23 protein-coding genes are annotated in these 24,326 nt (G+C 65.4%); 18 read left to right on the forward strand and 5 right to left on the reverse strand.

What is annotated here, in order from left to right; translation table 11 throughout:
• Positions 1 to 203: 203 nt before the first annotated feature.
• Complete coding sequence (locus RSO01_RS30510) at positions 204 to 1,214, reverse strand: hypothetical protein (RefSeq protein WP_147154344.1); 1,011 nt, start codon at positions 1,212 to 1,214, stop codon at positions 204 to 206.
• Positions 1,215 to 1,397: 183 nt separating this feature from the next.
• Here RSO01_RS30510 and RSO01_RS30515 point away from each other — a divergent pair, with 183 nt between their 5' ends.
• Positions 1,398 to 2,096 (forward strand): hypothetical protein, encoded by a 699-nt coding sequence (locus RSO01_RS30515; protein ID WP_147154345.1) that lies wholly within the window; start codon positions 1,398 to 1,400, stop codon positions 2,094 to 2,096.
• A gap of 45 nt (positions 2,097 to 2,141) precedes the next feature.
• On the opposite strand, the gene RSO01_RS30520 is transcribed toward RSO01_RS30515, so the two are convergent.
• Positions 2,142 to 3,347 (reverse strand): MFS transporter, encoded by a 1,206-nt coding sequence (locus RSO01_RS30520; protein ID WP_170303476.1) that lies wholly within the window; start codon positions 3,345 to 3,347, stop codon positions 2,142 to 2,144.
• Between the two features lie 112 nt (positions 3,348 to 3,459).
• Between RSO01_RS30520 and phbB the strand changes: the two genes are divergently transcribed.
• The 15 genes from phbB (at position 3,460) to RSO01_RS30595 (ending at position 19,128) form a co-directional block, all read left to right on the forward strand.
• A complete protein-coding gene (gene phbB / locus RSO01_RS30525) occupies positions 3,460 to 4,185 on the forward strand; it encodes an acetoacetyl-CoA reductase (protein WP_147154347.1) in 726 nt (241 codons plus the stop codon).
• Between the two features lie 49 nt (positions 4,186 to 4,234).
• A complete protein-coding gene (locus RSO01_RS30530; RefSeq protein ID WP_147154348.1) occupies positions 4,235 to 5,089 on the forward strand; it encodes a hypothetical protein in 855 nt (284 codons plus the stop codon).
• A 341-nt stretch (positions 5,090 to 5,430) separates the two neighbouring features.
• Positions 5,431 to 6,150 (forward strand): hypothetical protein, encoded by a 720-nt coding sequence (locus RSO01_RS30535; RefSeq protein ID WP_147154349.1) that lies wholly within the window; start codon positions 5,431 to 5,433, stop codon positions 6,148 to 6,150.
• Between the two features lie 238 nt (positions 6,151 to 6,388).
• Positions 6,389 to 7,216, forward strand: coding sequence for a pantoate--beta-alanine ligase (panC, locus tag RSO01_RS30540; RefSeq protein WP_147154350.1), 828 nt, complete (start codon positions 6,389 to 6,391; stop codon positions 7,214 to 7,216).
• A gap of 161 nt (positions 7,217 to 7,377) precedes the next feature.
• The gene (locus RSO01_RS30545; protein ID WP_147154351.1) at positions 7,378 to 7,776 is read left to right on the forward strand and encodes a carboxymuconolactone decarboxylase family protein; all 399 of its coding nucleotides are present in this window, start codon (positions 7,378 to 7,380) and stop codon (positions 7,774 to 7,776) included.
• A 1-nt stretch (position 7,777) separates the two neighbouring features.
• Complete coding sequence (locus tag RSO01_RS30550) at positions 7,778 to 8,602, forward strand: methyltransferase domain-containing protein (protein ID WP_218037510.1); 825 nt, start codon at positions 7,778 to 7,780, stop codon at positions 8,600 to 8,602.
• Positions 8,603 to 9,136: 534 nt separating this feature from the next.
• Positions 9,137 to 10,777: a gamma-glutamyltransferase gene (gene ggt, locus RSO01_RS30555; protein ID WP_170303477.1), complete on the forward strand. Its 1,641-nt coding sequence runs from the start codon at positions 9,137 to 9,139 to the stop codon at positions 10,775 to 10,777.
• Positions 10,778 to 10,781: 4 nt separating this feature from the next.
• On the forward strand, positions 10,782 to 11,969 hold the full coding sequence (locus tag RSO01_RS30560; protein ID WP_218037511.1) for a class I SAM-dependent rRNA methyltransferase: 1,188 nt from the start codon (positions 10,782 to 10,784) through the stop codon (positions 11,967 to 11,969).
• Positions 11,970 to 12,071: 102 nt separating this feature from the next.
• A complete protein-coding gene (locus RSO01_RS30565) occupies positions 12,072 to 13,100 on the forward strand; it encodes a P1 family peptidase (RefSeq protein WP_147154354.1) in 1,029 nt (342 codons plus the stop codon).
• Between the two features lie 32 nt (positions 13,101 to 13,132).
• A complete protein-coding gene (locus RSO01_RS30570; protein ID WP_308933101.1) occupies positions 13,133 to 14,662 on the forward strand; it encodes an ABC transporter substrate-binding protein in 1,530 nt (509 codons plus the stop codon).
• 112 nt (positions 14,663 to 14,774) lie between these two features.
• Entirely contained in the window at positions 14,775 to 15,719 is a 945-nt protein-coding gene (locus tag RSO01_RS30575) for an ABC transporter permease (protein WP_147154355.1), read from the forward strand.
• Entirely contained in the window at positions 15,716 to 16,558 is an 843-nt protein-coding gene (locus RSO01_RS30580) for an ABC transporter permease (protein ID WP_147154356.1), read from the forward strand. Before RSO01_RS30575 ends, RSO01_RS30580 begins: the two co-directional genes overlap by 4 nt.
• 42 nt (positions 16,559 to 16,600) lie before the next feature.
• Entirely contained in the window at positions 16,601 to 17,086 is a 486-nt protein-coding gene (locus tag RSO01_RS30585) for a YybH family protein (RefSeq protein WP_170303478.1), read from the forward strand.
• A gap of 4 nt (positions 17,087 to 17,090) precedes the next feature.
• On the forward strand, positions 17,091 to 17,939 hold the full coding sequence (locus tag RSO01_RS30590) for a 6-bladed beta-propeller (protein WP_170303479.1): 849 nt from the start codon (positions 17,091 to 17,093) through the stop codon (positions 17,937 to 17,939).
• Positions 17,932 to 19,128, forward strand: coding sequence for a patatin-like phospholipase family protein (locus RSO01_RS30595; protein WP_147154358.1), 1,197 nt, complete (start codon positions 17,932 to 17,934; stop codon positions 19,126 to 19,128). The genes RSO01_RS30590 and RSO01_RS30595 overlap by 8 nt, the downstream gene beginning before the upstream one ends.
• A gap of 5 nt (positions 19,129 to 19,133) precedes the next feature.
• Here the strand turns inward: RSO01_RS30595 and RSO01_RS30600 are convergent, their stop codons facing one another.
• Positions 19,134 to 19,988 (reverse strand): sulfite exporter TauE/SafE family protein, encoded by an 855-nt coding sequence (locus tag RSO01_RS30600; protein WP_147154359.1) that lies wholly within the window; start codon positions 19,986 to 19,988, stop codon positions 19,134 to 19,136.
• A gap of 93 nt (positions 19,989 to 20,081) precedes the next feature.
• Here RSO01_RS30600 and RSO01_RS47655 point away from each other — a divergent pair, with 93 nt between their 5' ends.
• Both RSO01_RS47655 and RSO01_RS30605 read left to right on the forward strand, forming a co-directional pair.
• Positions 20,082 to 20,264: a hypothetical protein gene (locus RSO01_RS47655; protein ID WP_170303480.1), complete on the forward strand. Its 183-nt coding sequence runs from the start codon at positions 20,082 to 20,084 to the stop codon at positions 20,262 to 20,264.
• On the forward strand, positions 20,261 to 21,670 hold the full coding sequence (locus RSO01_RS30605; protein ID WP_170303481.1) for an amidase: 1,410 nt from the start codon (positions 20,261 to 20,263) through the stop codon (positions 21,668 to 21,670). Before RSO01_RS47655 ends, RSO01_RS30605 begins: the two co-directional genes overlap by 4 nt.
• Here RSO01_RS30605 and RSO01_RS30610 read toward each other — a convergent pair whose 3' ends face one another.
• Positions 21,671 to 22,639, reverse strand: coding sequence for a tripartite tricarboxylate transporter substrate-binding protein (locus RSO01_RS30610; RefSeq protein ID WP_147154361.1), 969 nt, complete (start codon positions 22,637 to 22,639; stop codon positions 21,671 to 21,673).
• A gap of 23 nt (positions 22,640 to 22,662) precedes the next feature.
• Positions 22,663 to 24,297, reverse strand: a complete 1,635-nt coding sequence (locus RSO01_RS30615; protein WP_147154362.1) for an FAD-dependent oxidoreductase — start codon at positions 24,295 to 24,297, stop codon at positions 22,663 to 22,665.
• Between the last annotated feature and the right edge of the window lie 29 nt (positions 24,298 to 24,326).

The raw sequence follows: 24,326 nt of genomic DNA on the forward strand, positions 1-24,326 counted from the left end.
CCGTGAGACCCCGGTCACCGGCTTAAAAATACACCGACCCCAGGGGTCGAAGAACGAATGGATGTCAACGCACACTTAGTGCAACGGCGTCGCTTATGTTGAGCGATGCCTCCTCAGCCGACCGGTACGTTCAAAAATACTTCAGCAGCTGATCTAAGAAACGCCGTGATCGTCCTGCCAGGACCGCACTAGTCCAACCTGGATTAAATGCCGGCGGCAACGTCACCGACTATCGTGTCCAAGATTTCGGGAGGCCCCTCCAAGATCGACGCGACTTCGGAGACGTTATTTTCATCTACTTTGAACGGTCCAAACTGATCTCCCAAATTCTGCGACAAGGCATAAAAGGAACTCAAATAGCGGTAAGACATGTGAACGCGGGCCAAGAGTACGTTTCTTTGATCCAGATTTTCCAGGCGATTGAGGACAGGCTCGATGCCTTCTTCAGAAATGTAGATATCAATTGAACTTCTGCCCTCCGAGAAGAGGCCTGCGAGAAGCTTATCAATAGCTAGAAATCTCAGATGGATCGGGATGCACACGTATAGGGTCGCGTAACCCCATCTGAGACCATTCAGGGTCCGCCGCCTCAACCACGCGTCATTCTCTTCATCATTGTAACCTAACAACGTTCCGAAAAGGCGTTCGTAGTCGTTGCTCCAACCCCCTGAGCGCGCAGCTGAATTGCGCAACATCCGATATGCGGGAATTCGCCAGCTCTCCTGCTTCAATGCATAGAGGAGGGCAAAATTCTTCTCAAAGCGAGATCCCTCTACCAACCGCCCACCGCCGGAAAACTGATATTCCTGTCTTACAAATATCCCCTCATTGACCAAGGGATCAAACAACCTGGAATATATATCTCTCTCTATCTCGGATATTTCCCAGCCCGAAAAGACCGACAATGGCTTCTTGCCTGCCCGCATCAAAGCCAATTCCCTGTTTGCATGATTCAAATATGGCAGGTCCTTAGGTAGTGCAATTGTCTGAATCTGAAATGAAGCATCCTTCGACTGAGAGATAAAGTTGACTAGCGCGCCAATTCTAGCCGCCTGCCCTTGGTCGAGTGTGATGACTTCGTCGCCCAGCAAATCCTTCGAAATGAGCCTTCCTACCTCAAGAATTTCAGGGGGGCTGAGCTCACGAAACGCCAAGACATACCCAGTAGACGGATCGTACTCCTCAAACAAAACTTTGGTCGGGCAACCTTCCATTGCGTTCCCTTACCGCATTTTGTTAGGCGCTTCATCGGGCGTGTAGATGCCATTGTTAATGGCACATTCAACACAGATCAGGGGAAATCGATAGCCTGGGACGGGAATAGTGCGTGGCTTGATGATTGGGCCATCGAGAGCTTCGATGCTGCCCAGCTCGGGGGCAAGACTGTTACCTTCCAGATGGCGGTGTTCAACAACACCGGCGCTTCGATCACGCCGACATTGGCGACACGTTATGTCGGCACTGCAGACACCTGGACCAGTCCCACCGCCGACCTGGCCGCGACGAATCTGCAGCCGTGCGCCAATGGTGCATGGACCACTGTTGCTTATACCTTCAACGCTAATGCCGGTGCGGTGAACGGGTATGAAGTGAAGATCGACTTCGGCAACAATTTCTCATCGAACTCCAAGTACGTCCAGGTCATTGCTGCCGAGGTACGCGTGACACCGGGCCTTTCAATTGGGCTGAACAGCTCTCCACCGATTCCGGAACTGCCGAACGTGGCAGCGGAGCTTCAGCGCTCCAAGCGCTACTACCGCTCGACCTATCCGAATGGAATCACACCCGGCACCAACGTGAGCGCGCTGCCGGCGCTCGGAGGCATGTGGGGTAGTTTTCAGTCAAACAACCCCGGTGGGGGAATTGGTGTCACCTTCGACACCGAGATGCGTACCACGCCGACGCTCAAGTTCTGGGACCGCGTGGGCAACACCGGCGCTGTGATGAGCATCCGGAACAACGGCCCAACATGGACCGACAATGCCTCGGGCATGATCGTGGAACAAGCGGGTCCGACGGGCTTTCTCGGAGCCACAGCCAGCAGCGCGGTCAATACCTACTTTTTTCACTACACCGCCTATGCCGATTTCTGGTGATCAGTCCGCCAGCGGTACTCCGACGCGAGCATCGGCTGCGCCAGGCTACGCCGCCACCGGCTGCGGTAGCGCCCGCAGCCGCGCCAGCGGCGACAGCACGATCACCAGTGTCGAGAGCACGAACGACACCGCGATCAGCAGCAGCGCCGCCTGCAGCCCCGCGTGGGCGGCGACCATGCCGCCGGCCAGCGCGCCCAGAGGCCGCACGCCGTAGATCGCCGTCTGCACCGTGGCGTTGACCCGGCCCAGCATCGGCGCCGGCGTCACGAGCTGGCGCACCGTGGTCTGGCAGATCAGCCACAGCATCGGGCCGAAGCCGACCAGGAAGTGGCCCGCTGCCGCGAAGGCGAAGCCATTGCCTGATGGCGCCATCAGGAACAGGGCGGCGGCGATCACCGACACGGCCGGGCCAAAGATAAGGGTGGCGAGCGGCGGCAGGCGCTTGGACGAGATCGGTGCGACCAGGGCGCCCAGGATCAGGCCCGCGCCGTAGGCCGACTGGGCGAGGCCCATGCTGGCCGGATCGAGCTTGAGCAGGTTGAGCGCCAGCGGCGCCCAGACGGCGAGCAGGGCGAAGAAGGCGAAGTTCCAGAAGATCGCGCACAGGCTGATGCCGCGCAGCAGCTCGTGGCGCACGACGAAGCGCGCGCCGGCCTGGATGGCGGCGGCCATCGACGGCCGCTGGTCGCCAGTCGGCGCGGCCGCCTTGGGCAGCGCGATGATGCAGGCGAGGGCCACCGCGGCGCCGAGAGCGGCGAGCGCATAGCCCCAGGTCGGCGACAGGTGCTGGGCCAGCAGGCCGGCGACGAACGGCGCCGCCAGGCTGACGATGGCGCGCGCCAACTCGAGGCGGGCGTTGGAACGCGGCAGGTCGGCCGCCGGCACCAGGCTCGGCAGCAGCGACATCGAGGTCAGCATGTAGACCACGGTGCCCGAGGCGCCGATGAAGGCAGCGATGCCCAGCAGGCCGGTGATGCCGGCGGCGGCGGCGATCACGGCGACGACCGAGGCCGCGAGCCCCAGCGCCAGTCCGATGATCAGCAGTGTGCGCCGCGACATGCGATCGGCCCAGGCGCCGGCCGGCAGGGTGACCAGCAGCCAGGCTGCAGATTGCGCCGCGACCAGCAGGCCGAGGATGTCCGGTCCGGCGCCCAGCACGAGCGTTGCCGTGAGCGGCAGGGTGGCGAGCGCCAGTTGGTCGGCGGCATGGGTCCCGGCGGCGGCGCCGAGCAGGGCAGTGAAGGGCTTCATGGTTGCCGTTCTATGACCGGCTGCGTCCGCGTCGTTATCCGGCAACGCCCGGCAATTCCCTCTGTCGTAGAACGCGCTAGAGTGGGTCCGCGGTAACGTAAGGGAGGACTCCATGGCCGAACGTGTAGCGATCGTGACAGGCGGAACCCGCGGCATCGGCGCCGCCGTGTCGCGCATGCTGAAGGACAAGGGCTACAAGGTGGCCGCCACCTACGCCGGCAACGACGCCGCCGCCCAGAAGTTCAAGGCCGAAACCGGCATCGCCGTCTACAAGTTCGATGCTTGCGACTTCGCCGCCTGCCAGGCGGGCGTCGCCCAGATCGAAAAGGATCTCGGGCCGGCCGAGGTCCTGGTGAACAATGCCGGCATCACCCGCGATTCGACCATGCGCCGACTCACGCGCGACATGTGGGACCAGGTCATCGACACCAACCTCGGCTCCTGCTTCAACATGTCGAAGGCGGTGTGGGAAGGCATGAACACGCGCGGCTTCGGCCGCATCGTCAATATCGGCTCGATCAACGGCCAGGGCGGCCAGTACGGCCAGGTCAACTACGCCGCCGCCAAGTCGGGCATCCACGGCTTCACCAAGGCGCTGGCCCAGGAAGGCGCTTCCAAGGGCATCACCGTCAATGCGATCGCGCCGGGCTACACCGAGACCGACATGGTCGCGGCCGTGCCGGCAAACGTGCTGGAGAAGATCGTCGCCAAGATCCCGGTCGGCCGCCTCGGCAAGGCCGACGAGATCGCGCGCGGCGTGATGTTCCTGATCGCCGACGATGCCGGCTTCATCACCGGCTCGACGCTGTCGATCAACGGCGGCCAGCATATGTATTGATCGAGCGTACCGGGGCTGAGAGCCCTTCGCCTCAGCCCTGGAGCCGTCAATGCCTGAGCCGAGCTACGTCCAAAGGGTCGCCGCGCGGCGCGGTGCGCTGCCTCTCTCGCCTGTGCTCGACTTCGTCGACTACATTCTTGCGGTGTGCGGTATCGATCGCGCAACGCTGCTTGAGTTGTCGAAACAGGACCTCTTTCTGGCGTGTATCGCTCGTTACATCTGGGCCCCCACTGCTCCGCTGGGCTACGCGGCCCGGTATTTTGTGCAGCATCGAACCGAACCTCTTCCAGCATTGGCTGACAACGAAGCTGTCGATTGCATCAGGATTGCGTTTTATTGCCAATGCTTGCCTGCCACTGATCCGCGTCATGTGTCGGACGACAAGCGTCCGGACCAGCGGGCCGCTCTCTATCCAGACCTCTTTCCAAATGTCACGCGTGAATCTCTCGCTGCCTACCGCGAAAGAGTCAGCCGCAAGACGAACGACTTTGCCGTGGACCATCCCCTGCGCGAGGCCTCCTTTACCGTGAGGAGCGCCGACGAAGACGATTACCTTGATTATTGGATGGAACGCTCAGAGGAACAGATAGCCGAGTACCTGGCGGATGATCGCTTTTGCGCCGGCCTCGACGCCTGGGGCAAAGGAATGCTGAGCTTTCATGGCATGCTGCAGAAGGTCTATGGAAGAGACTACTACGATCGCGTTCTCGCTCCACGACAGTATGTTCTGTTTCGCGGTCTCGACTCCTTCCTGTCATCGATGGTCGCAAAGAAGTTGGCCGACGATGTCGCTGGCGGACGGCGCACTGTCTCGCGACATCTAAGGGAGAAATACCCGGAGATTTACGTCGTCTATCAGCCTGAACACGACGGGGCCCGCGACAGCTACGTTGACGATCGCTGAGTTCTCGAACGACGAGTCTGACAGACTGGGAGCGAAGATGACTTCCTACCTTTTTGTCGATGTAACGCCGCTGTACTCTCTCTACAGAGCCGGATTGATGGACACGTTGTTGCCTGCCAACAACGGTGGCCGAACCCTTGTCATTACGCAGAACGGACGGCCAAGCGCGCGACGCTCGACAGCAAGATCGAGCGCCACCTCACCGAGCTGCAGGGGGTGAAGACCGACGTCGAGCGAAGTGAACGCCGACGGGCGGTCGATGAAGTTTACAAGATGACCCCGACCGACTTCCTCGAAATCGCTGGTAGATTTCGACCAGCCGCTGTGGAGTGCACCAGAATATGACGGGAAGTGCTTACTACAAGAAGCTCGATCTGGTTGACTACCTTGACGCCCTGTCGCCCGTGTTGCCGGCGGTACTGGCGAGGTTCACGGCCAACGTCAAATGCCTAGCCGCATTCGCCGCCTTTGCGAGCGACGAAGCCACGCTAGGTCAAGCCACCTATTTTTGTTCGCAGCATACTTCCCTCGATGCCCGGTCGTGCAGGACAATTCTCAAGCGCCTGGCGCGACGACATGATCTGCCGAGACAGGATCCTCGCCATGAAGAGATAGCGGATGCCGCTCGCGCAGAGCAGGCGATGCTCTCGGCGACGAAGTTTTGGCTTACCGATAATCGTCCACCGGAAGCGGATGGGTTACTTCGCATGATCGGCGAGACGGAGTTCTTGTGGCGCACAATCAAATATGAGGAGGGCCTGCAATACATAGAGTATTGGAAGATTGCCAACTGGGACGAGTATAGCGGGCTCTTGAAAGAAGGCGAGCTCCTGGCGCGGATAGACGCCTTCAACCGTAGGCAGGATCAGCAGGAACCGCACGATCATGTCGCAGAACTCAATGAGTTCTGCGGTCATTTGCTCCCATCGCTCGCACCTGAACTACGATGGCTGCCACTCGCCCATCTGGGCCGGGACATTCGGTGTGGCATCGTCGAAATACCAACCGATTTGAGACGTCATTTTCAAGAGATCTACGCTGCGCGGGGATTGTCTGACTGATCGGAGATGACGGGATCTGACGAATCACAAGGGGAGCGAGCATGCCGCCGTCTCAGTGGGTCCCACTCTCACATCTTCTCAGCAGCTTATGTAGGTTGTGCGGGCATCGACAGGCCAGCACACGGATTCAGCAGCTGGCGCGCCGCATGCCCGAGGTGATAAGCATGCTGACGATCGGCATCAGCGCCTCGGCGGCCTACGACCGAGCGGAGCAAGTCTTCAAGGGTCAGCGTGCGTAATGAGCCTCCAGACTTCGCGGCGTGTCGCGGATATGCGCAAGGTCGTTGCCGGTTGGCGTGCTGCCGGCAAGACCGTCGGCCTGGTACCGACCATGGGCGCCCTGCATGCGGGCCATCTCTCCCTGGTGGAGGCAACCCGCAAGGCGGGTGCGGACCATGTCGTGGTCAGCATCTTCGTCAACCCGACCCAGTTCGGTCCCAACGAGGACCTCAGCAAGTATCCTCGCCAGGAAGCGCTCGACCTCGAAAGGCTCGGGGAAGTCGGTGCCGACCTCGCCTACCTGCCGACCGTCGGGGAGATCTATCCCGACGGATTCGCCACGATGGTCGTTCCCTCGGGCACGATCGTCGCCGATCTCGAGGCGACGTTCCGGCCTGGACATTTTGCCGGCGTCGCGACCGTGGTGGCGAAGCTCCTGATACAGGTCGCGCCCGACATCGCGGCCTTTGGCGAGAAGGACTACCAGCAACTGCTGGTGATGCGGCGCATGGCCCGCGATCTCGACATTCCCTGCCGCATCCTGCCGGTGCCGACGGTGCGCGACGATCACGGTCTCGCCCTGTCGTCGCGCAATGCCTATCTGACGCCGGAGCAGCTCGCCGTTGCGCGCCGGCTGAACAAGGTTTTAGGCGAAATCGCTCGCGGCTTGATGCATGTCGAGGAAGGCAACGCAAGGTTGCTGCAGGCCGGCTTCGATGCCGTTGACTATCTCGGGCTGCGTGATGCCGAAACGCTCGACGCGCCGGTCGAAGGCCGCGCGCGTCGGGTCCTCGCCGTCGCCCGCCTGGGCTCGGTGCGGCTGCTCGACAACATGGCCGTCGACTGACGGTGCGATGCAGGCAGTGACTGCACTCGTCCGCATCGCTGCGGACCAAGCTACAATCCATTGTGGGGTTGATGCGCTCCGATGCCCTTTATGGGACGCAATAATTACCTTGGTATTGACATATGAGATAACCTAAGTTATCTCCTCGATAGGAGTGTTCCATGCCAAAGCTGACCGAGTACAAGGACATGAGCCCGCGCGCGAAAGCCGTGGTGGAGGACATCGCCAAGCGCCGCACGGTCGATCCTGCTCAGATCAACAATGTCTGGAAGGCATTGGCGAAGCACCCCGCCGTGATGGAGCGCTTTGCAGAGGAAATGAAGGCGGCCTTCGCGCCGGGCAAGCTCGATCCGCTCACCAAGGAATTAGTTTATCTCGCGGTCAGCATCGCCAATCAGTGCGACTATTGCATCGCCTCGCACGGCACCATGGCGCGCGCCAAGGGCATGACCGACGAGATGCACGAGGAATTCATGGCCGTCGTGCTGGCGGCGCAGAAGGGTAACAAGATCGCCATGGCCTATCGTGTGCCTGTCGATGCCGCTTTCGAGGAGATGTGACGTGACCGCGCCGACCGAGAAGGCCCCGACCCTCAAGGCTCCGATATGGGACGCCAACCTCTATCTGAAATTCGTCGACGCCCGCCTGCGGCCCGCGCTTGACCTGATGGGCCGGCTCGATCCCGCCAATGCCGCGCGTCCCGGACACGCGATCTACGACCTCGGCTGCGGCGCGGGCAACATTTCGCGCATCCTGGCCGAGCGGTTTCCCGGGCCGCCGGTCATCGGCGTCGATTCGTCGGAGGAGATGCTTGCCAAGGCGCGCAGCCAGACCACCGATCCACGCGTCAGCTTTGCCAAAGGAGATCTGACTCGGTTCAAGCCGGACGTGCCGCCGGCCATCCTCTACAGCAACGCCGCCTATCAGTGGGTCGAGAACCACATCGACTATTTCCCCGGGTTGCTGGAGTTGCTGCCGTCGGGCGGCCAGCTCGCCATCCAGATGCCGCGCAACCACGAGGCGCCGTCGCACGCGCTGATGAAGAAGGCGGCCGAGATGAGCCCGTGGCGCGACAAGCTCGCCAAGGTGGGCGGCATCCGCTCGGTGTGGGAGCCCGCGCGCTACTACGACGTGCTGAAGCCGCTCTGCTCCGATCTCGAAGTCTGGGAAACGATCTACCAGCAGGTCCTGACCGGCAAGGATCCCGTGGCGCAGTACACCGCGGGCACCGGGCTGCGACCGTACATGGAGGCCTTGAGCAAGGAAGAGGGCGCCGCCTTCTACGAGACCTACGCCAAGCTCCTGGCCGAGGCTTATCCGACGCGCGCCGACGGCATCACGCTGTTTCCCTTCCGTCGGCTGTTCATCGTGGCGCGCCGCGCATGATCCCGAGGCGCCTGGTAGCTCGGCACAGGGGTTTGGGCGAACAGGCGCAGAACCGACGGACTTGCCAGCACTGCTGGCGCCGATCCGTGCGCTCGTACCGGGAATCACAGTTGCCTGACGCAGACTCGATGTCATCCCGAGCGCAGCGAGGGACCTTTACTTCGGCTTCAAAGGCCCCTCGCTTCGCTCGGGGTGACAGCTACGAATTACTCTTCAGCGATAGTCGGTACTCGCCTCCCGGCGGCTGCGCTCCGGGCGAAAACCAACATCTAAACTATCTTAACTATCTAAATTCGCCGGCAAGCCCTATCGCTAGCGGGTGGACTTCCGAGGCACCACTACGACCCTTGTCGGAAATACCGGAAATGCCGCAAATTCAAATCGCCGCGCCGAGGAACGCGCATGTCGTTGCTGTCCCTTTTTAGCGGACATCGTCCGGCCGCCGCCAGTGTCCGAACGAGCAGAGCCGTCAACGGTTTGCGGCGATTTCTGAAGAGACGTGGCGAACGCGATCACGTTCGCCGCTCCATTCGATTGGGAAGCGCGTGGCCCGTCGTTGCGCTGGCGCTGCTGGGGTTCGCCCCGGCAGGCCACGCGGCGCCGCAGGCGATGGTGGCGGCGGCCAATCCCATGGCGGTCGAGGCGGGGCTGGACGTGCTGCGCCGCGGCGGCTCGGCGGTCGATGCCGCGATCGCCGTTCAGATGGTTTTGGGCGTCGTGGAGCCGCAGGCCTCGGGCATCGGCGGCGGCGGCTTCCTGCTGCACTACGACGGCGCCACCTCGGCGATCACCGTCTATGACGGCCGCGAGACGGCGCCCGCGGGCGCCTCGCCTAAAATGTTCCTGGGGGCGGACGGCAAGCCGATCGGCATGCTGGCGGCCGTCGTCTCCGGCATCTCGGTCGGCGTGCCCGGTGCGGTCGCCATGCTCGAGCTGGCGCACAAGGAGCACGGCAAGCTGCCATGGGCCGCGCTGTTCCAGCCGGCGATCGACAAGGCGCGCGAGGGCTTCGCGACACCGCTGCGGCTGGCGGGCTGGCTGCAGCGCATGCCGACCACCGATCCCGACATCCGTGCGGTCTATTTCAACGCCGACGGCTCGCCCAAGAAGCAGGGCGAGCGGATCGTCAATCCGGCGCTGGCCGACACCATGCAACTGATCGCCGAGCAGGGCGCGCGCGCTTTCTACGAAGGCGACATCGCGCGCGAGATGGTCGAACGGGTGCACAAGCATGTGCGGCCGGGCACGCTGTCGCTGGCCGACCTCGCCGACTACAAGCCGATCAAGCGCGAGCCGGTGTGCGGCCCCTATCGCGTGTGGATCGTCTGCGGCATGCCGCCGCCGTCGTCGGGCGGCATCGCCATCCTGCAGGTGCTGGGCCTGCTGGAGCCGTTCGAGTTGTGGCGCGACAAGCCCGACGACCTGCGCTCCCTGCATCTCATCGCCGAGGCGAGCCGGCTGGCCTTCGCCGACCGCGATCGTTACGTCGGCGATCCGGCGTTCGTCCAGGTGCCCGTGGCCGGGCTGCTGTCGCCGGCCTATCTCGCCGAGCGCCGCAAGCTGATGTCGCCCGACCGCAGCATGGGTGTCGTCGGTCCCGGCGTGCCGCCGGGCTATGTCGAGCGCGGCACCAGCCACATCACCATCGTCGATCGCTGGGGCAATGCGGTCAGCTTCACCACCACCATCGAGGCGCCGTTCGGCTCGCACATCATGGTGAGGGGCTTTTTGCTGAACAACGAGCTCACCGACTTCTCGGCCGTGCCCGAGGTCGACGGCAGGCCGGTGGCCAACCGGGTCGAGCCTGGCAAGCGGCCGCGCTCGTCGATGTCGCCCACCATCATCCTCGACCGCGACCGCAAGCTTTTCGCCGCCCTGGGCTCGGCCGGCGGCGCGCGCATCATCGGCGACACGCTGCAGGCGGTGATCGGCCTTTTGGACTGGAACATGTCCATGCAGGACGCCATCGCCCAGCCGCGCCTGATCAACATGAACGGCGCCACCGAGCTCGAGGCCGGCACCCCGATCGCGGCCCAGGCTGACGCCTTGCGCGGGCTGGGCGATGAAGTACAAGTCCGCCGGCACGACGGCGGCCTGAGTGGTGTCCGCCGCACCGGCGACGGCTGGCAGGGCGGGGCTGATCCCCGCCGCGACGGCGTCGCCCTAGGAGAGTAGGTCTTTGGCACAGAAGAAGTTGCCCAGCGTCATCCTGCGGGCCGGCGAGGATCGCCGCGTGCGCGCCGGACACCCATGGGTATTCTCCAACGAGATTCTGATGGACGCCGACGCCAAGGCGATCCCGACGGGCTCGCTCGCCACCCTGCGCGCGCCGGGCGGCGAGGCGCTGGGCCTGGTCACCTTCAACCCACATTCGCTGATCGCGGCCCGGCTGCTCTCGACCAATCCCGAGGCCACGGTCGACGCCCTCTTCCTCGGCCGGCGGCTTGCCCAGGCGACGGCGTTGCGCGACCGCTTGATCGGCGTTCCGTACTACCGGCTGATCCATGCCGAGGCCGATGGCCTGCCCGGCGTGATCGTCGATCGATTCGGCGATGCGTTGGTCGTGCAGGTGAACACCGCCGGCATGGAGCTGCTGACGCCGGTGCTGCTCGAGGCGCTGGAGGCCGAACTGTCGCCCAAGACGATCGTGCTCAAGAACGATTCGCCGGTGCGCGAGCTCGAAGGGCTGAAGCGCAGCACGACGGTCGTGAAGGGCGATGCCGAGCAGCCGGTCGAGCTGGTCGAGAACAACGCCAAGTTCGTGGCCGACCTGTCGGGCGGACAGAAGACCGGCTGGTTCTACGATCAGCGGGACAATCGTCGCTTCATGGCCGACCTGGCGAAGGATGCGAGCGTGCTCGACGTCTATAGCTACTCCGGCGGCTTCGGCGTGCTGGCGGCGGCACGCGGCGCGAAGTCGGTGGTGTGCATCGACCGTTCCCAGCCCGCGCTCGATGCGGCGAAGGCCGCAGCTGCGCTGAACGGCGTCGACAAGGTCGTGTCGTTCGAGAAGAGCGAGGTCTTCGACGCGCTGGAGAAGCTTGGCGGCAAGAAGTTCGACGTCGTGATCTGCGATCCGCCGGCCTTCGTGAAAAGCCGCAAGGACCTCAAGACCGGTACGCAGGGCTATCGCAAGCTGGTTCGGCTGGCCGCACCGCTCGTCAACAAGGGCGGCTTCTTCTTCGTCGCCTCCTGCTCGCATCTGGTCGATCCGCCGTTGTTCGCCGAGCAGGTTCGCCGCGGCCTGCGTGACGCCAGCCGCACCGGCCGCATCCTGCGCAGCTCGGGCGCGGCGCTCGATCATCCGGTCCATCCCGGCCTGCCCGAGACGGCATATCTCAAGGCGCTGACGCTGCAATTGGATTGACATGTCGCTGATGCCCGATACGCGACTACTGTCATCCCGAGCGCAGCGAGGGACCTTTCCTGTGGCCCTAAAGGCCCCTCGCTTCGCTCGGGGTGACAAGTGATGCTGCGTCCCGGTTCCAGAAACCTCATCACCGACGTCGACGGTATCCTGGTTGGCAACGAGGAGGACCAGCGCCTGCGCTCGGGTGTCAGCGTCGTGCTGTGCGAGCGGCCGTCGGTGGCCTCGGTCGATGTGCGTGGTGGCGCGCCCGGCACGCGCGAGACCGACCTGCTCGATCCGTCGTGCCGCGTCGATGCGATCGACGCGATCTGTCTCTCGGGCGGCTCGGCCTTCGGCCTGTCGTCGACCGACGGCGTCATGCGTTGGCTGCGCGAGCACGGCCGCGGCGTGCCCATCGCCGACGTGGTCGTGCCGATCGTGCCGACCGCCATCCTGTTCGACCTGCTGAACGGCGGCGACAAGCAGTGGGACTGGCCGCCCTATCGCGAAATGGCCTATAGCGCGACCGGCAAGGCCACCCGCGACTTCGCCCTGGGAAATACAGGCGCCGGTCTCGGTGCCAAGGCCGGCAACCTCAAGGGCGGGCTGGGCAGCGCCTCGGCGGTCGATCCGACGACGGGTCTCCAGGTCGGCGCGCTGGTGGCCGTGAACGCGCGCGGCTACACGACCATGGGCGACATGCCGCAATTCTGGGCCTGGGCGCTGGAGCAGAACAAGGAATTCGGCGGCTTGCCGCCGCCATCGCACGGCCTGTCGCTCGCCGTGAGCCACGACCGCGCCGATCTCAGCCACGATCCCGCCGACGCCGCGCGCAGCGATCCGCGCGCCAACACCACCATCGCCGTCGTCGCCACCAACGCCCGCCTCGACAAGGCCTCGGCCCATCGTCTGGCGGTGATGGCGCAGGACGGGCTCGCGCGCTCGATCCGGCCGGTGCATACGCCGCAGGATGGCGACACGGTCTTTGTCGTGGCGACCGGCAGCCACGACCTGTTTGTCGATCATCTGACCTTGGCCGAACTCGGCACGCTGGCTGCGGATTGCCTGGCTCGCGCCGTGGCGCGCGGCGTCTATGAGGCCGCGACCCTGGGTGCTGCGCGTGGCTGGCGGGACGTGTTCGGCCGCTGATAGACTTGTCTGGCTTCAGAGGAGGGACTTCCGTGGACTCACTTTCCCGCCGTCATCTGTTCGGCGCTGCTGGTACGCTGATGGGCGCACTCGCGACCTTGTCGGTGCTTGGCGCCGATGCCCTCATCTCTGAGGCAAGGGCGCAAGGCCCGGCCAAGGACCGCCTGGTGATCGGCATATCGCTCGAGCCGCCCGTGCTCGACCCGACCAAGAACGCCGCTGCCGCCATCCGCGAGGTCACGACGCCCAGCATCTACGAATCGCTCGGCCGCATCGATCGCAACGGCGCCATCGGCCCGGGCCTGGCCGAGAGCTGGAGCATCTCCGAGGACGGCAAGGAATACCTCTTCAAGCTGCGCCCGGGCGTGACATTCCACAACGGCGAGCCGTTCGACGCTTCGATGGTGAAGTTCTCGCTCGACCGTCTTTTTGCGGCCGATTCGACCAATCCCGCCAAGTCGCTCTACACCGACATCGACAAGGTCGAGATCGTCGATCCGGCGACAGTGAAGGTGACGCTGAAGTCGCCCAACTCGTTCCTGCTCTACAGCCTGTCCCTGGGCGATGCCGCGATCATGACGCCCAAGACCGCGCCGACCAACGACAAGAGCCCGGTCGGCACTGGGCCGTTCGTGTTCAAGGAGCGCAAGGAGGGCGATTCGATCACGCTCGAGAAGTCGCCGACCTATCGCGACCCGGGCTCGATCAAGCTCAACACCGTGATCTTCAAGATCGTCAAGGATCCCTCGGCGCAGGTGAACGCGCTGCTGGCCGGCGACATCGACGCCTTCCCGGGCTTCCAGGCGCCCGAGCTGGTCGAGCGCCTGAAGAAGGATCCGCGCTTCGCCGTGGTGATCGGCACCACCGAGGGCGAGGTGATCCTGGCGACCAACAACGGCAAGAAGCCCTTCAACGACCTGAAAGTGCGCCAGGCGATAGCGCATGCCATCAATCGCGAGGAGTTGATCTCGGCGGAATCGGGCTACGGCGTGCCGATCGGCAGCCACTTCGCGCCGCACAACAAGGCCTATGTCGACCTCACCAAGACCTATCCTTTCGACATCGCCAAGGCCAAGGCGCTGCTGGCCGAAGCGGGCTATCCCAACGGCTTCGAGGCGACTCTCAAGCTGCCGCCGGTGGGCTACGCCCAGCGCGCCGGCGAGGTGATGGCCAACCAGCTGGGCAAGATCGGCATCAAGATCGCGATCTCCAGCCTGCAGTGGCCGCAGTGGCTGTCCGAGGTCTTCAAGGAGCGCAACTACGATCTCACCATCGTCGCCCACACCGAGGCCAACGACCTCGATCGCTATGCCCGCGACGGCTACTACTGGGGCTACGATTCGCCCGAGTTCAAGGCCAAATGGCGCGAGGTGCTGGCGGCCACCGACTTCACCAAGCGCGACGAGCTCCTGAAGGAGGCGCAGCGCATCGTCTCGCGCGACGCGGTCAACGGCTTCCTGTTCCAGCTCGCCAAGATCGGTGTGTGGAAGAAGGATCTGGTCGGCCTGTGGGAGAACTCGCCGACGCCGCAGGTCGATCTGACGGGCGTTTATTGGAAATAGGCTTGCGGTGTCAAAGGCCCCTCGCTTCGCTCGGGGTGACAGCGGGTGCTAATCACGAAGCACCCTGTCATCCCGAGGCCGAAGGCCGAGGGACCTTTCGTCTGGCTTGCTGATGCTTGAATTCCTCTCCCGCCGCCTCGCCGCCGCGCTGGTGACTCTCGTGCTCGCCACCATCGTGGTGTTCGCCGTGGTCGAAGTCCTGCCCGGCGATCCGGCGCTGGTCATGCTGGGCACCGATGCGCGGCCCGACACCTTGGCGGCGCTACGCGCCAAGTACGGCTTCGACCAGCCGCTGCTCACGCGCTACCTGCAATGGATCGGCGGGCTGCTGACCTTCAACCTCGGCAACAGCCACGCCTACGGCACCTCGGTCTCCAAGCTCATCGGTGATCGCCTGGTCGTCACCTTGCCGCTTAGCGCCCTGGCGCTCGGCTGGGCGGCGCTGGTCGCCATCCCGCTCGGTGTGTTCGCGGCCTGGAAGCATCGCCGGCCGGGCGACTGGGGCGTCATGGGCTTCACGCAGATCGGCATCTCCGTGCCGAACTTCTGGTTCGGCATCGTGCTGGTGCTGGCCTTCGCCGTGACCTGGCAATGGTTCCCCGCCGGCGGCTTCCCGGGCTGGCAGGAGCCGTTGAAATCGGTGCACGCGCTGATCCTGCCGGCTTTGTCTCTGTCTCTGGGAGAGATCGCGATCCTGACGCGCGTCACGCGCTCGGCCATGCTCGACACCTTGCGCGAGGACTATGTCCGCACCGCCCGTGCCAAGGGGGCGACCGAGCGCCGGGTCCTGTTCCATCACGCGCTGCGCAATGCGCTGATCCCGGTGACGACCGTGGCCGGCCTGATCGCCGGCTTCCTGGTGGCGGGCGCCGTCATCATCGAAAGCGTGTTCCGCCTGCCCGGCGTCGGCCAGCTGGTCTACGATTCGATCAACAACCGCGACCTGATCGTGATCAAGAACGTGGTCATCCTGTTCACGATCCTGGTGCTGACGGTCAACCTGCTGGTCGATCTCGCCTACGCCTTGCTCGACCCCCGTCCGCGGATTCGGGCATGAACACCTTCTTCGCCCGCGCCTCGCGCCATGTCGGCTTCCAGGTGGGTGCCGTCCTGCTGCTGCTGTTCGTCGGCACCGCCCTGGTCTCGCTGCTCTGGACGCCTCATCCCATCGATGCGCTCAACATGCGCATCAAGCTGACGCCGTCGTCGCCGAGCTACCTTTTGGGCACCGACCATCTCGGCCGCGATGTGCTTTCGCGCATCATGGTGGGGGCGCAGACCTCGATCACGGTCGGCCTGATTGCCGTCGCCATCGGCCTCACGCTTGGTGTCGCGCTCGGCGCCTGGGCCGCGGCGCGCGGCGGCTGGGTCGATGAGGCGCTGTCGCGCACCTCCGACCTGATCTTTGCCTTCCCCGCGGTGCTGATCGCCATCCTGATCACCTCGGTGCTGGGCGCCAGCGCGCAGAATGCGATCCTGGCCATCGCCATCTTCAACATCCCGGTGTTCGCCCGCGTCACCCGCGGCGCCGCGCTCGCCATGTGGAGCCGCGATTTTGTCCGCGCAGCAACAGCCATGGGTCAGGGGCCGGTCGGCATCACCCTGCGCCATGTCCTGCCCAACATCGCCAGCGTCCTGATCGTGCAGGCGACCATCCAGTTCGCCGTCGCCATCCTGGCCGAAGCCGGCCTCTCCTACCTCGGCCTGGGCGCGCAGCCGCCGGTGCCGTCGTGGGGCCGCATGCTGCGCGACGCCCAGACCTACATCTTCCAGGCGCCCGAGCTCGCTGTCTGGCCAGGCCTCGCCATTGCGCTGGCCGTGCTCGGCCTCAACATGCTGGGCGACGGCCTGCGTGATCTTTTGGACCCACGGCTTCGCTTGCTGCGCGTGGGTTGATGAATGGGCTACAATGCCGAGGTCACTGGAGGGGAGAATCTAGTGTCCGATCCTAGCCGTACTGCGCGGCGAGCCCTGTTGGCCGGCGCCGCTGTCGCCATGATCGGCAGCGGAGCCCGGGCCCAGCCGTCGGACGATTCTGCCCAGCTCCTCGCCATCATGCAGCGTTATGCCGCCGGCCTGCGCTGGGGCACGGCCGATGCGCTGGTGGCGCTCTACACCGCCGACGGCGTGTTCATCCGCGACGACCTGCCGGCCGCAACCGGCACGGACGCGCTGCGCGCCGCCTACCGGCAGGTGTTCGCGACCCTGAAGCTCGATCTTGGCTTCGAGATCAAGGAGACCGAGGTGACGGGCGACATGGCCTGGCTACGCGCGACCAGCAAGGGCCGCATCAGGACGCTTGCGACAGGCGCGGAGGCCACCGAGTCGTTCAACGACCTCGTCATCTTCCGGCGCACGGGAGGCGGCTGGAAGATCCGCTGCTACATGTACAACGCCAGCAAGGGAACGGGCGCACCGCAATAGAACCATGTCGGACGAACGCTACACCGTCATCCTGGGCGACCGGCGCTACGCCATCCATCGCAAGTGGGCGAAGCTGCCGGCGGGCGAGAGCTTCGGCTTCATCTCCGACCTGATGGTCGACGGCGAGGGCCGCGTCCATGTCGCCCAGCGCGGCACCGACCGGCCGGTCCTGGTGTTCGAGCGCGACGGTCGTCTCAGGGGCAGCTGGGGCGAAGGCGCATTGGCCGAGCCGCACTACATCAATGCCGCGGCCGGCGGTTCGATCCTGGTGGCTGACCGCGACGCCCATCAGGTCCTGCGCTTCGACGGCAACGGCAAGCTTCTGCAGGCGCTGGGCCGGCGGCACTGGCCGTCGCTCGACGCGCCGTTCAACCACCCGACGGCGGCGGCGCAGGCGGCTGACGGCGAGATCTATGTCGCCGACGGCTACGGCAATTCCAGCGTCCATCGCTTCGCCGCCGACGGCACGCTGATCGCGACCTGGGGCGGACCGGGCGCGGGGCCTGGCGTCTTCACCACGCCGCACGCCATCTGGGTCGACCGCTTCGGCAAGGTCCTGGTCGGCGACCGCGAGAACAACCGCGTGCAGGTGTTCGACCGCGACGGCAGGTTCCTCGCCGAGTGGGGCGACTTCTATCATCCCATGCAGATCTGGGTGGACGACCGCGACCTGGTGTTCGTCACCGACCAGATCCCGCGCATCAGCCTGCTCACGTCCGACGGCAAGCTGATCGGCCGGTGCCGCGGCGCCATCAACGGCGCGCACGGCATCTCGGGCGACACCGAGGGCAATCTCTATCTCGCCGAGCTGCCGCCGCAGGAAATCACCAAGTTGGAGCGCCTCGATGCCTAGGCTTCTTGCCCTCCTGACCGCTGTGGCTTTGGCGCTGGTCGCCGCCTGTTCGCACCCCGATCGACTGCCGTCGGTGCCGCGCGCCGACACCGTGCGCGCCCAGCCGCTCGGCATCGCCAATGCGCGGTTCTTCGCCGACGGCGACGTCTCGCCGATGATCCAGGAGGGCATGCGTTCCGTCGAGCGCGAGATGGCGAACCTGCGCGCCGAGGGCAAGACTCCGACGCTCGCCAATCTGCCGACGGCCTACTATCTCGCGGTCTCCGGCGGCGGCGACAACGGCGCGTTCGGCGCCGGCCTGCTGAACGGCTGGAGCGAGACCGGCACGCGGCCGGAATTCAGGATGGTCACGGGCGTCAGCACCGGCGCCCTGATCGCGCCCTTCGCCTTCCTGGGACCGCAGTACGATCCGATCCTGCGCGAGGTCTACACGACGCTCACTCCCGACCGGATCTTCCGTGCGCGCGGGTTGAGTGCCGCCCTGTTCAACGACGCGATGGCCGACACCACGCCACTTGGCGACGTTATTGCCAAGTACGCCGACGAGAAGATGTTCGCCGCCATCGCCCGCGAATACAACGAAGGTCGCCTGCTGCTGATCGGCACCACCGACCTCGACGCCCAGCGGCCGGTGATCTGGAACATCGGTGCGTTGGCGGCCAGCGGCAAGCCCGAGGCCCTGAAGCTGTTCCACCAGATCCTGCGCGCCTCGGCGGCGATCCCGGGCCTGTTCGAGCCGGTGATGATCGACGTCGAGCTCGACGGCAAGAAATACCAGGAGATGCATGTCGACGGCGGTACCATCGCCCAGCTCTTCCTCTATCCGCCGTCGCTCGAAGCCGGCCGCCTCCTGAAGCGCAAGCGCGTCGCCTACATCATCCGCAACGCGCGGCTCGATCCCGATTATTCCATGGCCGAGCGGCGGACCATCAATATCGCCGGTCGCGCCATCAACACCATGCTGGCGGCAAGCGGCCACAACGACGTCATGCGCACCTTCTTCATCAGCCAGCGCGACGGCGTCGACTACAACCTTGCTTTCATAGGCGCCGATTTCACGCTGGAGAAGAAGGGCGAGTTCGAGCAGGCCTACATGCAGGCGCTCTTCCAGTACGGCTACGACCAGGCCAGGGCTGGCCGCGAATGGCATAAGCGGCCGCCGATTCTCGTCCAGCAATCCGCCAAGTAACGTAACTAGAGCGAAGGTGCTCTTCGCCTCCGGAAGAAGATGAACAGCAGATAGATGTCGATCAGGATGGTCATGGCCATCACGCTGTAGGCCCATGGGCTTGGCATGAGCTTGAGGTCGACCAGCACCCGCGACAGGCCGAAGCCGACGACCCAGGCATCGAAGCTCATGCAGATCCGGCGGAACGTCTCGGCATCGAGGTGGCGGATGGCATAAGCGCCCAGTGGTATGCCGATGAGCACGCTGGGCACGATCGCCACCAGGAGGCTCGTGCTCTCGGCGACGAACAGACCGAGATAGAAGTAGACGATGGCGGTCAGGCTCGATTCGGCGACGCGGATCAGGGCCAGGCCGGCGCGGAACTCGTTTTTGACCAGGCCTTGGTTGTTGAACAGGATCGCGAGCGGCGGGCCTGAGATCGTGGTGACGGAATAGAGCACTCCCAGCCCCATGCCGAAGGGCAGGCCGAACAGGCGTTCCGACCGGATCGGCCTGCGCCGCCCCGCTGCCTGGACCAGGATGAGGGGGAGAATGACGGTGTAAGTGAGGAACTTGGCCCAGTCGGGATCAAGCACGGCCAGAAGGTAGGCGCCGACGGCAATGCCGGGCAGCAGCCCGATGAGGATGGGAAGCACCCTTCGCCATACGGCCGCAACGCTGTCGCGATTGATGAACAGGACATAGCAATTGATGAACACCTCGACCACGACCACGGCGGGATTGAGGATGCGCCCGGCGTAGAAGACGAGGGCGACCGGCACGGTGAGCGAGGAGAACCCGTAACCGAGGGCGCCGTTGACGAAGGCCGCAAACAACGTGATTCCGGCGAGGACGATCGTGGTGGTGTCGAGTGCAGGCACCTCTCGAAAGCTCCTTTCGCTGGTCGGCAACGACGTCGATGGACTCCGGGCCGACCACGATGGAAACTTGCCTGAACGGAGAGGGTGGAGTCGATGGACAAGCCAACGATCGAGCTGCTGGCGCGGCGCGCGGGTCTCGCCAAGGCGCTAGCCGAATTCCCCGACGACGTCGCCGCAGCGGCCAAGCAGGCGGCCGACGTCATGAGCAAGATCAAGCAGCCGACCGACCCGGCTGCAGAACCCTGGCCGCCGATGAAGGCAGGGAGGGGCCTATGAGAGATGGCCCCGTAGGTGAGCTGCATTGGCTGAGTGTCACCGAAGCCGCCCAGGCCATTGCTGACAAGGAGCTGTCGCCGGTCGACCTCATGAAGGCGCTGCTCGAGCGCATCGCCGCGCTCGACCCCAAGCTCAATGCCTTCATCCGGCTCGATGCCGAAGCGGCGATGGCGGCGGCGAAGGCTGCCGAGGCCGAGGCGGTCGCCGGCCGCCTGCGCGGGCCGCTGCACGGCGTGCCGGTCGGCATCAAGGACATCATCAACGTCGCGGGCCTGCCCACGACCTGTCATTCCAAGATCCTCGAGGACAACATCGCCAAGGCCGATGCCGTCTGCGTGCAGAAACTGCGCGGGGCGGGCGCCATCGTCATGGGCAAGCTCTCGACGCACGAGTTCGCCATCGGTGGGCCGAGCTTCGACCTGCCCTGGCCGCCGGCGCGCAATCCCTGGAACACCGATCATCATCCCGGCGGCTCGTCGTCGGGCTCGGGCTCCGGCGTGGCGGCGGGCCTGTTCCCGATGGCGCTGGGCACCGATACCGGCGGCAGCGTGCGCAATCCCGCGAGCTGCTGCGGCATTGTCGGCCTGAAGCCGACCTACGGGCTGGTGTCGCGCCGAGGCGTCTTTCCGCTCTCCTTCACGCTCGACCATATCGGTCCGATGACGCGCACCGTGGCCGACAATGCCCTGATGCTGCAGGCGATCGCCGGCCACGACCCGCTCGATCCGGGCAGCGCCGCCTCGGTCAACGGCCACTACGCGGCCAACCTCGATCGCGGTGTGCGCGACCTGCGCATCGGCTTCGTGCGCCACTTCCACGAGGTCGACACGCCGGCCGAGGCCGAGGTCACGGCGGCGCTGAACCACGTCGCGCGCGCCTTGCAGATGGAAGGCGCCGAAGTGCGCGACATCCGTCTGCCGACGCTGACCGAGTTCGGCGCGGTCAACCGTGTCATCCTGCAAAGCGAGGCGTGGGCGATCCACGGCCCGTGGCTCAAGGAGCGGCCGGGCGACTACGGCCAGCTCTCGCGCCGCCGCCTGATGGCGGGCGCCTTCATGAACGCCGGCGACTACGTGCAGGCGCAGCGCCGACGGCTGGAAATGATCGCCGAGGTCGAGGCGGCCTTCCGCCAGGTCGACGTGCTGCTGTGCGCCAGCTCGATGGATCCGCCTTGCCGCATCGACCGGCCGGCCGACGTCGACCGCACCTATCCGCGCCAGGCGCGCACGCCGTTCAACGTCACCGGCCATCCCGCGCTTGCCATGCTGGCGGGCCTGTCGGTCGACGATATGCCGCTGTCGGTGCAGTTCGTCGGCCGCTACTTCGAGGAGGCGACGCTGTTCCAGGTCGCGCGCGCCTGGGAGCATTCGGCAGGGACGGACAAGAAGCACCCGCCGATCGTTTGATCAGTCCGGCTTCAGGCCGAGATCGCGGATGATGCCGCCCCAGCGGGCGGTTTCCGATGCCAGCAGGTCGGCGAACTGTTTTGGCGTGCCGCCGATCGGGTCGAGGCCGAGCCCGGCCAGGCGCTCGCGCGTGCCCTTGTCGGCCAGGATGGCGTTGAACGTGCGATTGAGCTCGTCGACGGTCGCGGCGCCGAGCCCTGCAGGTCCCAGGATGCCGAACCAGCCGGTGACGTCGAAGCCCGGCTTCACCGTTTCGGCGATGGTCGGCACGTCGGGCAGCACCGCCGATCGCTGCGGCGAGGTCACTGCGAGGGCGCGCAATGTGCCGCCGCTCAAGAGGCCGATGGCGCCGGACACGGTGTCGAACTGGAAGTCGATCTGGCCTGCCATCAGCGCCAGGTTGGCCGGCCCGGAGCCGCGGAAGTTGATGGCCTCGGCCTTGAAGTCGAGCTCGCGCTGCAACAGCACGGCGGCCATCGCCGTCAGCGTCGCGCCGCCACCGCCGGTGCCGAAGTTCAGCTTGCCCGGCGCAGCGCGCGCCGCGGCCAGAAGATCGGCCATGGTGCGATAGGGCGAATCGGCCTTCACCAGGATCACGATGGGCGTCTGCGCCAGCGCGATGACGGCGGCGAAATCCTTCTGGCCGTCGAACGGCAGGTTGAGATAGAGCGCGGAGGCGCCGGCATGTCCGCTGCTCACCAGCAGCAGCGACGTGCCGTCGGCATCGGCCTTGGCGACCTGGGCTGCCGCGACGGTGCCGCCGGCGCCCGGCTTGTTCTGCACCACCACCGATCGGCCGAGCCGCGCGCCGAGCTGCTCGGCCATGATGCGCGCCAACGTGTCGGCGGGGCCGCCGGCGGCAAACCCGACATAAAGGCTGATCGGACCGGTCGAGCGCTGCGCCTGCGCCGTCGCCGCCAGGGCGGTCAACGCGCCCGCGAGCGCCATCCGGCGCGATACCCTTCTCATCGTTTCCTCCCTTTGTCTTGTTTTCAGATCGATGGCGGCGGCCGGTAACCGCGACGCGTCAGCGGAGTCAGCGCGCCGTAGCGCGGCCAGCGGATCGGCACGCCGCAGTCGCCGAGCAGCACCTGCAGGTCGGCGAGCAGCGTCTTGTCGGCCCGCACCGCGCGTGGCGGCACGGCGCGCTTGTGGGCGAAGGCCGCCAGCGCCCCCGCCGCCTCGCCGATGCTCCATTCGACGGGATGGACGCGATAGGCGCCGGACGTGACGCGCGTCGTGCCGAGGTTCTTAGCCGCCGGCAGGAGATTATCGACGCGCACCGGCAGCAGCGCGCCCAGCGGGATCTCGAACGGGAAGCTGTCGATATCGACCGTGTCGCGCATCCGCGAGGTGCTGGGATGGAGGTCAATGCGATAGGCGCCGATGCCGACGCTATCGAAGAACGACTCCGCACTATCGCGGCCGGGACGGGCAGCGACGCCGACATGCTGCTCGAGCACGGTGAATTCGGCACGGATGCGCCGGCCCTCGCGGTAGTAGGCCTGCTTGGCAAGGCCGTCCGCCGTGCCCAGCACGTCGCCACGCAAGCGCAGGCCGGGATAGCCCTGGCCATCGTCGTGGCGCGGCGCCTCGGTCTGCATCCAGTAGAGGAACGACAGGCTGAGCTGGCGGGCGTCTTCCAGCGCGGCATCGCGCTGCTCGGGTGAAACGCCGAGCACGGGCCGCAGCCAGCAATCCATCTGCGGCCAGTTGGCCAACGTGATGTCGCTGCAATAGGCGCCGTCGGCGAAGTTGCGCCGCCAGGCGATGCGCCGCGCATGCCACAGGTCGAACAGGTATTCGGCATCGCTGTCGCCGGCGAACAGGGCGCGTTTCAGCGGTTGGTGGGTGACGTGGTTGCTCACCGTCCAGTCGAGTTGCCGGTTGGGCCAGAAGTCGAGCTTGAGATCGCGGAACTCGGCATAGCGCACCGGCCGGTCGATCGTGTGGTCCTCGCCCGGCAGATGGTCCATGGCGAAGCACCAGGTGATCGCCTGCTGATCGAGAGGATCGGCCTTGTCCAGGGCATGCAGCTCGCCGGTCTCGTCTTTCGATTCCGCGCCGATCACGTGTTCGACGTTGGCGGCCTCCAGAAGATCGCCGGTCTCGGTGGCGTCGATCACCAGTGCCGCCTCGATCTCGACCGTGTCGCCCGTTTCGAGGTCGCGGAAGGAGAGCCCGGTGATCCGGTCGCGGTCGACATGGGCCTGCAGCAGGGCATGGCGCCTCAGTACGCGGACCCGGCCACCGCTTTCGAACGGCGCCAGCAGGTCGTCGATGACGCGGACCGCCACGCGCGGCTCGTGGCAGAGCGTGCCGACATTGCCCATGCCGGGATTGAACGGCCGGCGCTGGCGCGCTTCGGCGGTGAGGGGATAGTGATGGAAATAGTAGTCGCGGATGCGCTGGCGCAGCTCGAGGTAGCTCCGCGAGCCGATGCCGTCCTCGACCCAGGGATGCTCGTCGAACGGCACGCCCTGCGCCGTGAGCTGGCCGCCCAGCCAGTCGAGCTCTTCGACCAGGACGACGTTCCTGCCGAGCCGTGCGGCAGCCAAGGTGGCGGCGACTCCACCCAGGCCACCACCCACGACCACGAGCTCGCTGCGTATCCGTCGGTTCGCCAATTGCCCCTTTCCCTTTTGTGCGCTCTGCG

Source organism: Reyranella soli, from assembly GCF_007992495.1.
Lineage (GTDB): Bacteria > Pseudomonadota > Alphaproteobacteria > Reyranellales > Reyranellaceae > Reyranella > Reyranella soli.